14 protein-coding genes are annotated in these 13,484 nt (G+C 52.9%); 8 read left to right on the top strand and 6 right to left on the bottom strand.

Annotated elements, in window-relative coordinates; translation table 11 throughout:
• Nucleotides 1–4: 4 nt before the first annotated feature.
• From lexA to rnd, 3 genes are all read right to left on the bottom strand, one after another.
• Nucleotides 5–706: a transcriptional repressor LexA gene (gene lexA / locus AAAH10_RS09230; protein ID WP_343562779.1), complete on the bottom strand. Its 702-nt coding sequence runs from the start codon at nucleotides 704–706 to the stop codon at nucleotides 5–7.
• Between the two features lie 123 nt (nucleotides 707–829).
• The gene (locus AAAH10_RS09225) at nucleotides 830–1,930 is read right to left on the bottom strand and encodes a M23 family metallopeptidase (protein WP_343562778.1); all 1,101 of its coding nucleotides are present in this window, start codon (nucleotides 1,928–1,930) and stop codon (nucleotides 830–832) included.
• Entirely contained in the window at nucleotides 1,911–3,062 is a 1,152-nt protein-coding gene (gene rnd, locus AAAH10_RS09220) for a ribonuclease D (RefSeq protein WP_343562776.1), read from the bottom strand. The genes AAAH10_RS09225 and rnd overlap by 20 nt, the downstream gene beginning before the upstream one ends.
• A gap of 375 nt (nucleotides 3,063–3,437) precedes the next feature.
• Here rnd and aspS point away from each other — a divergent pair, with 375 nt between their 5' ends.
• The 6 genes from aspS to AAAH10_RS09190 all read left to right on the top strand — a co-directional run bounded on the left by aspS (nucleotide 3,438) and on the right by AAAH10_RS09190 (nucleotide 8,800).
• Nucleotides 3,438–5,234 carry an aspartate--tRNA ligase gene (gene aspS / locus AAAH10_RS09215; protein WP_343562775.1) on the top strand — a complete coding sequence of 599 codons (1,797 nt, stop codon included), beginning with the start codon at nucleotides 3,438–3,440 and terminating at the stop codon, nucleotides 5,232–5,234.
• 141 nt (nucleotides 5,235–5,375) lie between these two features.
• Entirely contained in the window at nucleotides 5,376–6,158 is a 783-nt protein-coding gene (locus tag AAAH10_RS09210; protein ID WP_343562773.1) for a response regulator, read from the top strand.
• A gap of 105 nt (nucleotides 6,159–6,263) precedes the next feature.
• Nucleotides 6,264–6,581: a peptidylprolyl isomerase gene (locus AAAH10_RS09205; RefSeq protein ID WP_343562771.1), complete on the top strand. Its 318-nt coding sequence runs from the start codon at nucleotides 6,264–6,266 to the stop codon at nucleotides 6,579–6,581.
• Nucleotides 6,582–6,666: 85 nt separating this feature from the next.
• A complete protein-coding gene (locus AAAH10_RS09200; protein WP_343562769.1) occupies nucleotides 6,667–6,984 on the top strand; it encodes a PilZ domain-containing protein in 318 nt (105 codons plus the stop codon).
• A gap of 94 nt (nucleotides 6,985–7,078) precedes the next feature.
• A complete protein-coding gene (locus AAAH10_RS09195; protein WP_343562767.1) occupies nucleotides 7,079–7,804 on the top strand; it encodes a DUF1007 family protein in 726 nt (241 codons plus the stop codon).
• Nucleotides 7,805–7,807: 3 nt separating this feature from the next.
• Nucleotides 7,808–8,800, top strand: a complete 993-nt coding sequence (locus AAAH10_RS09190; RefSeq protein ID WP_343562765.1) for a nickel/cobalt transporter — start codon at nucleotides 7,808–7,810, stop codon at nucleotides 8,798–8,800.
• A gap of 3 nt (nucleotides 8,801–8,803) precedes the next feature.
• Here AAAH10_RS09190 and AAAH10_RS09185 read toward each other — a convergent pair whose 3' ends face one another.
• A complete protein-coding gene (locus tag AAAH10_RS09185) occupies nucleotides 8,804–9,313 on the bottom strand; it encodes an HPP family protein (RefSeq protein WP_343562763.1) in 510 nt (169 codons plus the stop codon).
• Nucleotides 9,314–9,433: 120 nt separating this feature from the next.
• Nucleotides 9,434–11,347 (bottom strand): ABC-F family ATP-binding cassette domain-containing protein, encoded by a 1,914-nt coding sequence (locus tag AAAH10_RS09180; RefSeq protein WP_343562762.1) that lies wholly within the window; start codon nucleotides 11,345–11,347, stop codon nucleotides 9,434–9,436.
• A 140-nt stretch (nucleotides 11,348–11,487) separates the two neighbouring features.
• Here AAAH10_RS09180 and AAAH10_RS09175 point away from each other — a divergent pair, with 140 nt between their 5' ends.
• Both AAAH10_RS09175 and ndk read left to right on the top strand, forming a co-directional pair.
• Nucleotides 11,488–11,940, top strand: coding sequence for a GFA family protein (locus tag AAAH10_RS09175; RefSeq protein ID WP_343562760.1), 453 nt, complete (start codon nucleotides 11,488–11,490; stop codon nucleotides 11,938–11,940).
• Nucleotides 11,941–12,066: 126 nt separating this feature from the next.
• Entirely contained in the window at nucleotides 12,067–12,489 is a 423-nt protein-coding gene (gene ndk, locus AAAH10_RS09170) for a nucleoside-diphosphate kinase (RefSeq protein ID WP_343562758.1), read from the top strand.
• 95 nt (nucleotides 12,490–12,584) lie between these two features.
• Here ndk and AAAH10_RS09165 read toward each other — a convergent pair whose 3' ends face one another.
• Nucleotides 12,585–13,484 (bottom strand): AMP-binding protein, encoded by a 900-nt coding sequence (locus AAAH10_RS09165; protein ID WP_343562756.1) that lies wholly within the window; start codon nucleotides 13,482–13,484, stop codon nucleotides 12,585–12,587.

The raw sequence follows: 13,484 nt of genomic DNA, 5'->3' as shown, positions 1-13,484 counted from the left end.
AGGATCAGTGATAGTTTCTGACCAGTCCGACCAGACGTCCCTGAATCTGCACGTCACTGGCATGAAAGTGCTGGGCCGTATGTGTGGCGTTTGCCGGCTCCAGAATGACTTCCTGTCCCTTGTGATAAATGCGCTTCAGGGTCGCTTCTTCACCGTGGACAAGAGCAACAGCAATGGTGCCGTTTTCGACGCGGCTTGTGCGTTCCAGAACAATGGTATCACCATCCAGAATACCCGCTTCGATCATGGAATCCCCGTCAATTGTCAGGGCGTAATGCTCACCGGAACCGACAAGGTGCGGAGGAACATCCACAAAGTTTGAAGGATCACTGATGGCTTCAATGGGCGTTCCGGCAGCAATCTTTCCATAAAGGGGAAGCTGTGCCGATGGTGTTTCACCTGTTTCCGGTGCAGATGCTCCCGATTTAAGCGGGACAACGTTGTTCGCCTGATCCGTTGTCCGGTTTTCCGTTTTCCTTGCAGGGATCATGTCTTCGGGAAGGCGGACAATCTCGACCGCCCGGGCCCGGTGGGCCAGACGACGAATGAAACCTCTTTCTTCCAGTGCTGTGACAAGACGATGAATACCGGATTTCGATTTGAGATCCAGGGCATCCTTCATTTCATCGAAGGACGGTGGCAGGCCCTTGCTCTCCATGTGAGAATGGATGTAGAGCAACAAGTCACGTTGTTTGCGTGTCAGCACGTTTGTCTCCTGCCGAAAATGGAACAAAGCAAAAACATCTGCTTTTGTTCTACTTTGGTTCTCTTTTTGTGTCAAGACAGAAGAGCTGCGGTTTTCTCTTTAAAACACTGCATTTATCAGGCCTTATGGGACAACGGCCCCACGGGTGATACTGGCCACAACCTTTTTGCCGCGCAGGATTGAAAAAACACCGACATAACGTCCGGAAGCCTGCTGTCCGCTCGGGGGCAAAGGCAGGGTCAGAAAGTGGTATCCGTTCACACGGGATTCTTCTGCAACGGATGAAACACGGGCGATCTGACCGTCCGGCTGATGAATTTCCAGTGTGATGTGATCCCCTTTTTGCGTGCCCCAGTGGCCGGACCAGAAGGTGATCTGCTGCGTTGATGTCAGGGTTTGTGATCTGGAGAGCAACGGTTTTGTCTTGAGATCATCAATTCCTTCAACCCTGTCTGAGAAACCTGCATTGAGAATGCCGACCTTCCGTTTGGTCAGAATGGCCTCTGCTGCTTCTGTCCACAGGCTCTGGCGCGCCGGTTGCTGACAGCCTGCGTCATCTTCCCGTGCCGTAAAGGGATCAATGACACGGTTATTGAACATCACGCCAAAGTGCAGGTGAGGGAAGCTGGTGCTGCCCGAGAGGCCGATTTCGCCCAGAGGCTGTCCGCGCCTGACACGTTGTCCCTTTTTGACTGCAACTGTCCCCTTTTTCAGATGGCCGTAAAGACTGTACCAGTTCCGGCTGTGGCGGATCACAACCTGATTTGATTTCAGAACAAGGCCACTGTTGGTCAGAAACTCGTTGACTTCCCTTTGATTGAGCGCCCGGTCCGTGACGCCGTCACGCACAATAATGACTTCACCCTCGGCAGCGGCAATGACATTGACCCCCTGTTCCATCTGCTCAAGGGTGGTGGTCCGGATGTCAATGCCACGGTGATTGTTGTAGGTCAGGCCTGAGCAAAAGTGATCCTGGGTGCGTGAGCCGGGACCATGGTCAAAATAGTGTTGAACAAAGCAGGTTGTATCAAAGTCGCAATCAACAGGAACAGAGAATTCCGGCGCTTCAGCGAGCTGTTCTGCTGTCAGTTCAATGCCGCCACCAACAGCCTGGGCCTTCGGATTTGACTGAAGGCTGAAAAGCGCAACGGTTATAAGCGCTACGCTTTTTGCAAGGGAAACCAATTGCGCCGAAAGCCGGTTTTCACCGGGTGTTGATAACAAGCTGTCCGTTCTCCAGATGCAGGGAGAGTTCACCCTTTTTGAGTTTCTGGGCGACTTCCCCGAAAACTTCGTAACGCCAGCCGTGCATGGCGGCGATGTCACTGTCCTGATCAGCGGCAATCCGGTCCAGATCCTGGCTGTTACAGATCAGTTTCTGTGCAACATTGAAGTCGTCGCAACGCTGTTTGAGCAACACTTTCAGAAGGTCTGAAACGGCACCACGACCGGCGGGAACCTCGATGCGTTCCTTTGGAATGGCCTGCTGGTCCTTTGGCAGTGACAGGGCTGTTTCAACAGCCTCCAGCAGGGCCTTGCCAATGCGCCCCCGGGCCATGTCTTCCGAGATACCCCGTGTTTTCGCCAGCTCCTTCGGAGTGCGGGGACGTTGGGCCGCGATGTCAAAAAGCTGTTCGTCCTTGAGCACTCTGCCGCGCGGCATGTCCTTGCGCTGGGCTTCAGCTTCACGCCAGGCAGCCAGTTCGCGCAAAACAGTCAGATAACGCTTGTCATTGGAACGGGTTTTCATGCGCTTGTAGGCATCTTCCGGCTGGGTCACATAAGTGGCCGGAGATTCAAGGATGGCCATTTCTTCTGTCAGCCAGTGTTCCCGTCCGGCACTGGAAATCTGCTTTTGCAGTTTTTTATAGATGTCCCGGAGGAAAGTGACATCCGAGAGGGCATAGTTGATCTGCTTTTCAGTCAGAGGTCTTTTTGACCAGTCTGTGAAACGCGCTGACTTGTCAATTTCCACATTGATCAGTTTACGCGCCAGATTGTCATAACCAACGGAATCTCCAAATCCACAGACCATTGCAGCAATCTGTGTATCAAAGAGCGGTGCGGGCAGATCTCCGCCCATCAGCAGATGAAATATTTCCAGATCCTGGCGTGCAGAGTGGAACACTTTCAGCACGGCGCTGTTGCGCATCAGGTCAAAGAGAGGAGTAAGGTCAATACCTTCTGCAAGCACATCGACAGCCGCGAAGACGTCCTCGTTTGCCAGTTGAACAAGGCAAAGCTTTGGCCAGTAGGTGCTCTCCCTCAGAAACTCCGTATCGACGGTGATATAGTTGGATTGGGCGAGCTGTTCGCAGAAAGAGGTGAGTTGGGCTGTATCGGTAATCATTGTCATGAGGCGCACTATAAAGTGCTGTTTTCCAAAAAAGAAGCATCAAATCGGTCTTGTTTGAAGAAAAGCCCGGATCAGGCGCACGCAGGACAGCAGGAAAGAGGCCGGAGAATATGCCGGGGAAAATGAGACCGGGACGCATACTGCAAAGCCCAGGCAGCTTTGCTGAAAAGCCTCTTGCGATCACTTTGGTTCGTGCTTTGTCCGGAAGTTCCAAAAAAATGCCTTTCCACAAGAGTTTTTAAGCTCCTGCCTTGACAAACAGCAGGCAAAATGTGTTTTTCCAAAGCGAATTGTTTTGTCAGGTCCGGATCAGTGAATCGGACCTTCTCATTTGGGTGTTCAAACGCGCCCGGTTACAGCGTCTAAGGAAAGATCATGCATCTTTATCGCACACACTCCTGTGGAGAGCTTCGTCAGGATCAGGCAGGCGAGCGGGTTCGTCTGTCAGGTTGGGTTCACCGTAAACGAGATCACGGACAGCTGCTGTTTGTTGATCTGCGTGACAGCAAGGGTATTACACAGTGTGTGGTTGATAGCTCCAGTCCTCTGTTTGAAACGCTGGAAAGCGTTCGTGTAGAGTCTGTTATCACTGTGACCGGAACAGTCGTGGAGCGTATTGCCGAGACGATCAACGAGAACCTTCCAACAGGTTATATCGAGGTCCGCGTCGAGGAACTTGATATCCAGTCCCGTGCCGAAGTTCTGCCCCTGCAGGTGAATTCCGATGAAGATGCCGGCGAAGACACACGTCTGCGTTATCGCTACCTTGATCTGCGCCGCGAGAAAATGGCTGCCAAGCTCAAGCTGCGCTCGGATGTGATCGCATCGCTGCGGACCAGAATGATCGGGCAGGGGTTCCAGGAAATCCAGACACCGATCCTGACGGCGTCTTCTCCTGAAGGCGCGCGTGACTATCTGGTTCCAAGCCGTGTTCACCCGGGCAAGTTTTACGCCCTGCCGCAGGCACCCCAGATGTTCAAACAGCTTCTGATGGTGGGTGGTGTCGACAAGTATTTCCAGATTGCTCCCTGCTTCCGTGATGAAGACAGCCGTGCTGATCGTTCACCGGGTGAGTTCTACCAGCTCGACTTTGAAATGAGCTACGTCACGCAGGATGATGTTTTCGCTGCTGTTGAACCCGTCCTTGAAGGGGTTTTCAAGGAGTTCGCAAACGGCCGTGAAGTTACACCTGCGCCGTTCGTTCGTATTCCCTATGCGGAAGCCATGGCAAAATACGGCTCTGACAAGCCGGATCTGCGGAACCCGATTATGATTGCAGATGTGACCGAGGCCTTCCGCGGTTCGGGCTTTGGTATCTTTGCCAAGTCCGTTGATGCGGGTTCTGTTGTTCGCGCAATCCCTGCGCCGGGTGCTGCGGGCAACCCGCGCAGCTTCTTTGACAAGCTCAACGACTGGGCGCGCTCCGAAGGTGCGGCAGGTCTTGGCTATATCATTTACGGTGAAGACGGTACGCCAAAGGGTCCAATTGCCAAGAACCTGGATGATGAGCGTCTGGCGCAGATCAAGGACGCTGCCGGCCTGAAAGATGGCGATGCGGTTTTCTTCGCCTGTGACAAGGAACTGAAAGCAGCGAAGTTTGCCGGTCAGGTTCGTATCAAGCTGGGCAACGATCTTGATCTGCTTGAAAAGGATATCTTCAAGTTCTGCTGGATTGTCGACTTCCCGATGTTCGAACTGGATGAAGACACGGGTCGTATTGATTTCAGTCACAACCCGTTCTCCATGCCCCAGGGCGGAATGGAAGCTCTGGAAGGTCAGGATCCCCTGACGATCAATGCCTTCCAGTACGATATTGTCTGTAACGGTATCGAGCTGTCTTCCGGTGCCATTCGTAACCACCGTCCTGACATTATGTACAAGGCCTTTGAAATTGCAGGCTACACGGCAGAGGATGTTGAAGAAAGCTTCGGCGGCATGCTGAACGCCTTCAAATACGGCGCGCCTCCGCATGGTGGTTCTGCCCCGGGTGTCGACCGTATGGTCATGATGCTTGCTGATGAGCCAAACATCCGCGAAGTGATCGCTTTCCCGATGAACGGAAAGGCAGAGGATCCACTGATGCAGGCTCCTGCGACAATCGATGAAGCGCGTCTGAAAGAGCTGCATCTGAAACTCGATCTGCCGCTTGAGGAAATTGAAAACGAGGCCTGATTGCCTTTTCAAAGCATCCTTTTGAAAATCCTCGCTGTATTTCACTGCAGCGGGGATTTTTTATAGCTGTTTTTAGGTATCATTAACCTATTGAGCGCTACTATCTTGCCAGATTTTGTTCTTATTGGAGTAGATGGCTCAATGAGCAGCAGTGGCATTAACATTACAGAAGAAGAAGTCAATCAACAGGCAGAGGCTGAAATCCTTGATGAAGCGCGCGATGTCGCGTCAAGTCTGGAAGTCACACTGCAGCAGGTCCGTACAGGGGGAACGGATCCGAAGGATGCTCTGGCAAGGATGTCAGGGGATGTTTCAAACATCCGTTTGAAAGCCAAGTCCGTCAATGTTCCTGGTTTGACAGCAATCACACACCGCCTTGAAGAATACATGTCCAGTGTCAAGGAGCTCGATGACAAGGCGATCGGTGACCTTCAGACCTACAGTGACAAGATTTCCTCGCTTCTGGATGGCGAGAGTGTCGACGTCAGCGAAATTGCTGAAGTTGTGCGCTCCATGCCACACCACTCGACCTTCAACGTTGAAGACATTGAAATCGACATCAAGGAAGTTGTGCTTGTTGTTCCCCAGAAAATTGCTGGCAAGGTTGTGGCCCGGGAGCTGGAAGCCTGTGGTTATCGCGTTACAACGATCATGGATCCCTTTGATGCCATTGCCCTGATTATGGAATTGAAGCCGGACATGATCATGACCTCGATGGTCCTGCCGAGAATGTCCGGGGCCGATTTGGCCTGTGCGCTTTCTGCAATGCCCTCGACAAAGCATATTCCGGTTACGGCTTTGACAAGCCTGGAGCCTTCGCATCCTGACATGCGTGCACTGCCGGTCAATGTTGGTGTTGTCCGTCGGGGTCCCAACTTTGGTGACGATCTGGCGCAGGTGCTGTCGAAATTCCAGATTACCTGATATTTTCCGGTCGAGAATCCGTGACACAGCCCGACTTCCGTTGCATGCGAAAGTCGGGCTGTTATTGTGTTGGCTGTTTTGATTTTACCAACAGCGGAGAGAGTTATGTCTCAAGTTCGTGCTTCCCATATCCTGCTGATGTACGCAGGGTCCATGCGTTCCACTGCATCCCGTTCCAAGGAAGAGGCTCAAAGCCTGATTGAAGAACTGAAGGGTCGCGCTGCAGGCGGCGAGGACTTTGGTGCTCTCGCGCGCGAATTTTCCGATTGTCCTTCCGGTCAGGAAGGTGGCGATCTGGGCCATTTCGGCCGTGGCATGATGGTGCCCGAGTTCGAGGAAGCTGCCTTTTCAATGAACGTTGGCGAAACCAGTGATGTTGTTGAGACATCCTTTGGTTATCACCTGATCCATCGCACGGAATAAAATCTTTGCCTCTCTGGCGTTATGATCTAGAATTTATCGCAGCCTGGGGTGGTTTTGTCTGAAAAACACAAAGGTTGGGCGTACAATGAAAGTCAGGACAATAGAGAGCGATACCCGCAGACTTTTTCAGCGGTTCGAGGTTGATGGCTCTGCGCTTGTGCGAATAGCGGAAGAGTGGCATCGTGTTGAGTGTGTTGATCTTTCAGCCGGTGGCCTTGCGGTGCAAAGCGAATTGCGACCCGATGCAGGGTCCCTGATTGACCTGCATGTTGAAACGCTGGGACGTTTCAAGGGGCGTATTCTGAAGCACACAGATGCCGGATTTGTGATTGAGCTGGAAACATCCGACTTCGTTCAGAACCAGTTAAATGAAGAGCTGGATGAAAAAGCTGACGGCGACTGAGATATTTTTGTGTAGGCAGTCTTGTTTTGTGGCGAGACTGCCTATGTTATTGTATAACGTCAAAACTTTCGCATCGTAAGCTGAGTTATACAGTATGCATTTTTCTATTAAGTCATTTGGTGCTTCTGGTGTGCGGTCCTCCCTTGGCGGGCTGGCAATTGCCTTGATGACATCTGTTCCGGGTGCCAAGGCACACCCTCATGTTTTTGTTGATACTGCAGTGATTGTCTATCACGAGCAGGAGAAGATCGTCGGATTGGAGCCGATCTGGATCTTCGACGATCTCTATTCGGAAACCCTGATTGCCGACCTTGATCTTGACCGGGACGGTCAGTTGTCCGATCAGGAGCTTTATGACTTCGCGGGAGAGGCCCTCTCAAATCTCAAGGAGTGGAATTATTTTCTGGAAATCGAGGGGCTGGAAAATCAGGACCGGATCGACATCAATGCCACACGCATTCATGCGTCCATTCAAAGCGGGCGTCTCGTTCTGAGGTTTCTTGTTGAACCGGAAAGTGGCGAGACTTCCCTCGGGGAAGCGGTACAGCTTAAAATGTTTGACCCGTCCTATTTTATTGCCATGGATTTCGTCCAGTCCGATCAGACGGTCAGTTATCTTCCGGCCAGTGCAATTGAGGGTGGGCAGGCCAGGGCTGTCAGTGGTGCCGATGCGGATTGCCGGACTGAAAGAAAGGCTGCGACCGGGGTTGACGAGCAGACCAGATCTCTTCTGGAAGCCATTCCGATTGACGGTACGCCGGATGATCCCCGTATCGGGGCTGCCTTTGCTGAAACCATGATTGTGGATTGCAGAGGATAAATGATGAAAAGAGTGCTTCCTCTGCTGTGCGCTGCCCTGTTGCTGGCCGCGCCAAAAGCGGCTTTCGCCTTCGAGGTTCTGTCTGCCTTTCAGGAAACCTGGGCGGGGCTGATTGATATAACCCGGGCCTATCAGCAAAGTTTTTCTGCAGAAATCTCATCGGCTGTTCGTGCCATGGCGACAGAAGGGCTGGGCGGAAATGCAGCCTGGCATATGGCATGGGTTTCATTTCTCTATGGTGTTTTTCATGCTGTGGGCCCCGGACATGGCAAGGCGATTATTTCCTCCTACAGCCTGACCCATCACGTTTCGGTACGAAAAACAGCCTCGCTGGCCATGATCTCATCCTGTGTGCAGGGATTGACAGCCATTGTTATCGTTGGAGGAGCCTGGCTCATTCTGGAAGGAGGCGTGCGCTCCTTTTCCCTGTCGGTTGAAGACGCGCTCGAACCTGTCAGCTATGGAGCCTTTATTGCTGTCGGGGTTTTCCTGATGTTTCGTGGTTTCAGAAACAGCGAAGGTCATCATCACTGCTGCGGGCATGACCACGGGCACAGTCATGATCACGCGCATTCCGGATGTGATCATAACCATGGGCATCAGGACGAACATGCACATCATGAACACCATGATCACAGCAGGCAGAGCAAGCACGAGATCAGGAAGAGGGATTTCTGGCTGCTGATTTCCTCGGTCGGGATCAGACCCTGTACAGGTGCCTTGCTGGTCTTGATCCTCTCATTCCTGCTGGGAGAATGGTGGGGAGGCCTGATGGCCGTCCTGGCCATGTCCCTCGGGACCGGGTTGACGGTGAGTGCGATTGCCCTGACCGCCAAGGGGATCCGTGTTCCGCTTTTGTGGCTGGTCGAGGATATCGGAGGCAATCGCCTCTGGGTTGGGCGGGTTATTCCTGTTCTGGGGGGGGGGGTGATCGCTCTTTTCGGGGGCGCCCTGCTTTATGACTACTGGATCACACCGGCACATCCCTTTGTCTAGAGCCTACCAGTATTCGGGATAGTGGCCGCCTTTGGGCAGGTTGTTGACCACAAGACCAACCAGCAGGATTACAAGGGCACCGCTCAGAATGGGCGTCACCAGAAATGACCAGTCTGCCTGTTCCAGCATGACAACCAGCGGTGTTGCACCGGCCGGTGCGTGAAGAGTGCGGGTCAGCTGCATGGCCGTGATTGCGGTTGCGACGGCAATGCCCATGTAAATCCAGTCGTTCCCGAGGGTATGAAAAATGGCCAGACCGACAAAACCGGCAACGAGATGACCCAGAACGAGATTGCGGGGCTGGGCAAGCGGAACATTGGGGGCCGCAAAGACAAGCACACAGCTTGCTCCAAAGGGAGCCATAAAGAAGGGAGCGTTGGCCCAGTTTGATAAACCGGCTGTTGCAGCAATGGCAATGCAGGCTCCAATCCAGGCCCAGACCAGCTTGTCTGTTTTGGGAACAGGCGGCAAGGCCTGTCCCTTGCCGCTGTATTTTTGAAAATGTGCTCTCATTCTTCTGACTCCGTTTTTGTCTGCCTTAAAAGCGCGGGACTTGTTGAAGCCTAGATGGACCGGTTCGTGACAGAGGTCTATTACTGTTTACCTATCAAGTGATAGATTTGTGGCAGAGGTTCAGGCGGAAAGGGCCTCTTCCAGCTGTTCCTGTGCCAGCATCCAGTCTTCTTCAGCCTGTTCCAGAGCCTTTGTCACCTTGCCCATTTCGATGTTCAGCTCCTGAACTTTTTCTGACGGGCCACTGTAAATCTCCGGGTCTGCAAGCTTGTTTTCAATCTCCGCTTTCCGGGATTCCAGCTTCTCGATTTCCTTCTCGGCCTTTTTCACGGCTTTCCTGAGGTCTGCCGAGGCAGCCCGCAATTCGGCTGCGGCCTTGCGTTTGTCTTTTTTGGAGAGGCTGTCTGTGTCGGCGTTGTTGCTGTCCTGTCCTGTTTCTCCTGCCTTTTGGGCCTGACGCTCCTTGCGGCGCTGTTCGAGCAGGAGCTTGCGATAGTCTTCCAGATCGCCATCAAATGGTTTGACGTCGCCATCTGCAACAAGCAGGAGGCGATCCGCTGACAGCTCGATCAGGTGAGGGTCGTGAGAAACCAGTACAATCGCTCCTTCAAAGGCATTCATGGCCTGTATGAGAGCCTGCCGGGAGTCAACATCCAGGTGGTTGGTGGGTTCGTCCATCAGCAGGATGTGAGGTGCTTCGCGTGTCATCAGGGCAAAGAGGAGGCGTGCCTTTTCTCCGCCTGAAAGGGAGGCAATTCTGTTTTCGAAGTGGTTTTCGCCAAAACCGAAGCGGCCCAGCTGGGCGCGAACCTTTTCGGGCAGGGTTCCCTGTGGCATTGCGCGCGCCATCAGCTGGTAGGGAGTGGCGTCCAGATCCAGTTCGTCGGCCTGGTCCTGGGCAAAGTAACCCACGCGAAGCTTTCCGGAACGACTGATCTCGCCAGAGAGAGGCGCCAGGCGTCCTGCGAGAAGCTTCATCAGGGTGGACTTGCCGTTGCCGTTTGCACCAAGCAGGGCAATCCTGTCTTCCTGATCCAGCCGCATGGAAATATTGCGCAGGATCGGTTTGCCTGCCTCGTAACCGATGTTGACACGATCAAGTCCGACAAGGGGAGGAGGGAGTTCGTCAGGAGATGGAAAGTCAAAGGATACAGTCTGATCTTCCATGACAGCAGCGATCGGCTCCATCTTTTCCAGAGCCTTGATGCGGGACTGTGCCTGACGTGCCTTGGAAGCCTTCGCCCGGAAGCGGTCGATGAAGGACTGCATGTGTGCCATCTGTGCCTGCTGCTTGGCGTGGTGGGCGGCCTGCAGTTCCAGACGCTCCCGGCGGGTCTGTTCAAACTGATCGTAGTTTCCGGTGTAGCTGTTGAGCTTCAAATGTTCCAGATGAACAATGCGGTTGCAGATCTTGTTGAGAAGTGTGCGATCGTGGGATACCAGAAACAGTGTCCCGGAATAGCTTTTGAGATAGCCTTCAAGCCAGAGTGTTGCTTCCAGATCCAGATGGTTTGTCGGCTCGTCCAGCAGCAGCAGATCGGGTTCGGCAAAGAGGAGTGAGGCCAGGGCAACGCGCATTCTCCAGCCGCCTGACAGGGCAGAGCAGGGCTGTTGTTGTGCGCTTTCGCTGAAGCCCAGTCCGGCCAGAATTCTTGCAGCCCTTGCAGGGGCTGTGTCTGCGTTGATGGAGTGCAGGCGTTCGTGGATTTCGCCAATCCTGACCGGATCGGTCGCTGTCTCTGCTTCACTGAGGAGTTCTGTCCGTTCATGATCGGTTGCAAGAACAGTATCAATCAGTGACACATCACCGGAAGGCGCTTCCTGATGAACCTTGCCCACACGCTCGTTTCTTGGAATGACAATTTCCCCGGGTTCTGACGGAAGTTCACCGGAAATCAGACGGAGCAGTGTGGACTTCCCGGTGCCGTTGCGACCGACAAAGCCAACCTTGTCACCCTTGTGAATGGTTGCGGAGGCCTTGTCCAGAAGGACGCGGCTGTTGATACGGTATGTAAGATCATGAACTGTCAGCATGGTCGTTCTTTATCATTTCGGGAGCGGCCGGGTAAGTTCTTTTTTGTTTTCGTTTTGTTCTATTTTGGCGTATGGTGTTCCCGAGAATGTTCTCCGGTGTGTTGCCTGTCAGAAAATGATCAAGTCTTGAGGGAAATGTCATGTCTTCCGGAAGCGATACTCCTGTTGAAAAGAAGTCTTTGAAAGGTCAGTGCCTGTGCGGTTCTGTCCGGATCGAGGCCAGTGAATGTGATGCCCATTATCATGCCTGCCATTGCACCATGTGTCAGAAATGGTCCGGTGGTCCGGGGCTGTCTGTTCTGGCCGGAAACGTGGTGTATCAGGGAGAAGAGCATATCAGGAGCTACAGCTCTTCCGATTATGCTGAACGGGGCTTCTGTTCGAACTGCGGCAGCAACCTTTTCTGGCGTATGAAAGATGGCAGCATGACCTTGATGTCGGTCGGCATTTTTGATGATCAGACCGGTTTGAATCTCGGCGGGGAAATTTATATTGATCACAAGCCTGCCGGTTATGATTTTGCCGGGGATCATTCCCGTATGACGGAACGCGAATTCCTGATCTCCATCGGTGCGATTCCGGCCGGGGCCTGAGAACACAAAATGAAGCTTTCATGATTTTGGGGGCGGGCTTGGTAAAAGCCTTGCCCTTCCTCTTTGGCGGACGTATAAGAACGCAGAAATTTACCTGTTGAAGCTTTATTGAAAAGGTTCCGAACTATGGCTCTCGAGCGTACTTTCTCTATCATCAAACCAGATGCAACCAAACGTAACCTGACCGGCAAGATCGTTGCCAAGTTTGAGGAAGCTGGTCTGCGTATCGTTGCGTCCAAGCGCATCCGCATGTCCCGCGAGCAGGCTGAAGGCTTCTACGCTGTTCACAAAGAGCGTCCCTTCTTCGGCGAGCTGGTTGAATTCATGATGTCCGAGCCAGTTGTTGTTCAGGTTCTCGAAGGCGAAAACGCGATCGCGAAAAACCGTGAAGTTATGGGTGCAACAAACCCTGCAGAAGCTGCTGAAGGCACAATCCGTAAAGAGTTTGCTCTGTCTATCGGCGAGAACTCTGTACACGGTTCCGATGCTCCTGAAACAGCTGCTGAAGAAATCAAGTTCTTCTTTGCTGATGAAGAGATCGTTGGCTGATCCAGCTGATCCTTCTGAAAGACAAAACCCCGGCAGGGTTTCTGCCGGGGTTTTCTGTTCAGGAAAAGTATTCAATTTTTGAGTTAATATACTGATTATAAAATATTTATTTTCCTTCTGGTGTAATCATAAAAGAGATCAGAACTCTCTTTTGAAGGCAGGCCGCCTGCGCAGAGACAGCTGCGCACAGATTGGGGAATGTCGCCTGTGAAACTGCTTGAACTGATCCAGTGCTGATAGACGACGGGGTTACCAGCCATAACCGTGATACGGGGCAGGAGCCCGGTCATCCGGACTGCATCAAAGCTTTTGAGATAACAGATTTTGCTGCCACTCAGCAGAGCCATGTTTACAAGCGAGAACAGGCCGTGTTTCTGATAGGCAGGAAGGGCGTGGAGCAGGACATCTTCCCCGTTCAGGCTGTGCTTTTTTACAAGATCCCTTGCTTCGCGCAACAGGTCAGCCTGGGTCATGGATGTCAGAACCGCCCTGTTTTCTGTTGTTCCTGAAGGGAGCAGGGCTGCGGGAGTGTCTGCAGCCAGAGGACTGTCCTGAAACAACAGGTCCTGGGTGATGCAGGCTGACATCAGGCTGCCATCCCCGCGTGTCCCCAAAGTCAGAATAGAAGCGATGTTCAGATCGGCTGCACTTTCCTGTGCCTGTTCCTCTTTGTCCGGGCTGCACACCAGAAGGGAGAGCCTTTGCGTTTCAGGGCTTGCCGACAAATCCGAAAGGGCGATCGAGGGATTGAGAGGAAGGCAGGTCAGTCCAACTCGCAAAGATGCAAGATAGAGGAAAACAAGATCAGCGGACTTCCCGGTCTGGATGGCTATTGTGTCACCGCTTTTCAGGCCGTTCTGCTGCAAGGCGTTGGCAAGCTGGCCTGAAAATTCATAGAGATCCCGGTAGCTGTAGTGTTCGCTATCACAGGTCCACAGGACGGTCTGGTCCGGATCGTTGGGAAAGGCCTCCAGGAAAGCCTGAAAGAGGGACAT

The sequence above is a fragment of the Carbonatibacter coralli genome (assembly GCF_039592655.1).
Lineage (GTDB): Bacteria > Pseudomonadota > Alphaproteobacteria > Kiloniellales > Kiloniellaceae > Carbonatibacter > Carbonatibacter coralli.
Note: the sequence above shows the minus strand (reverse complement) of the source record. Positions and strands in the feature narration are given on the sequence as shown.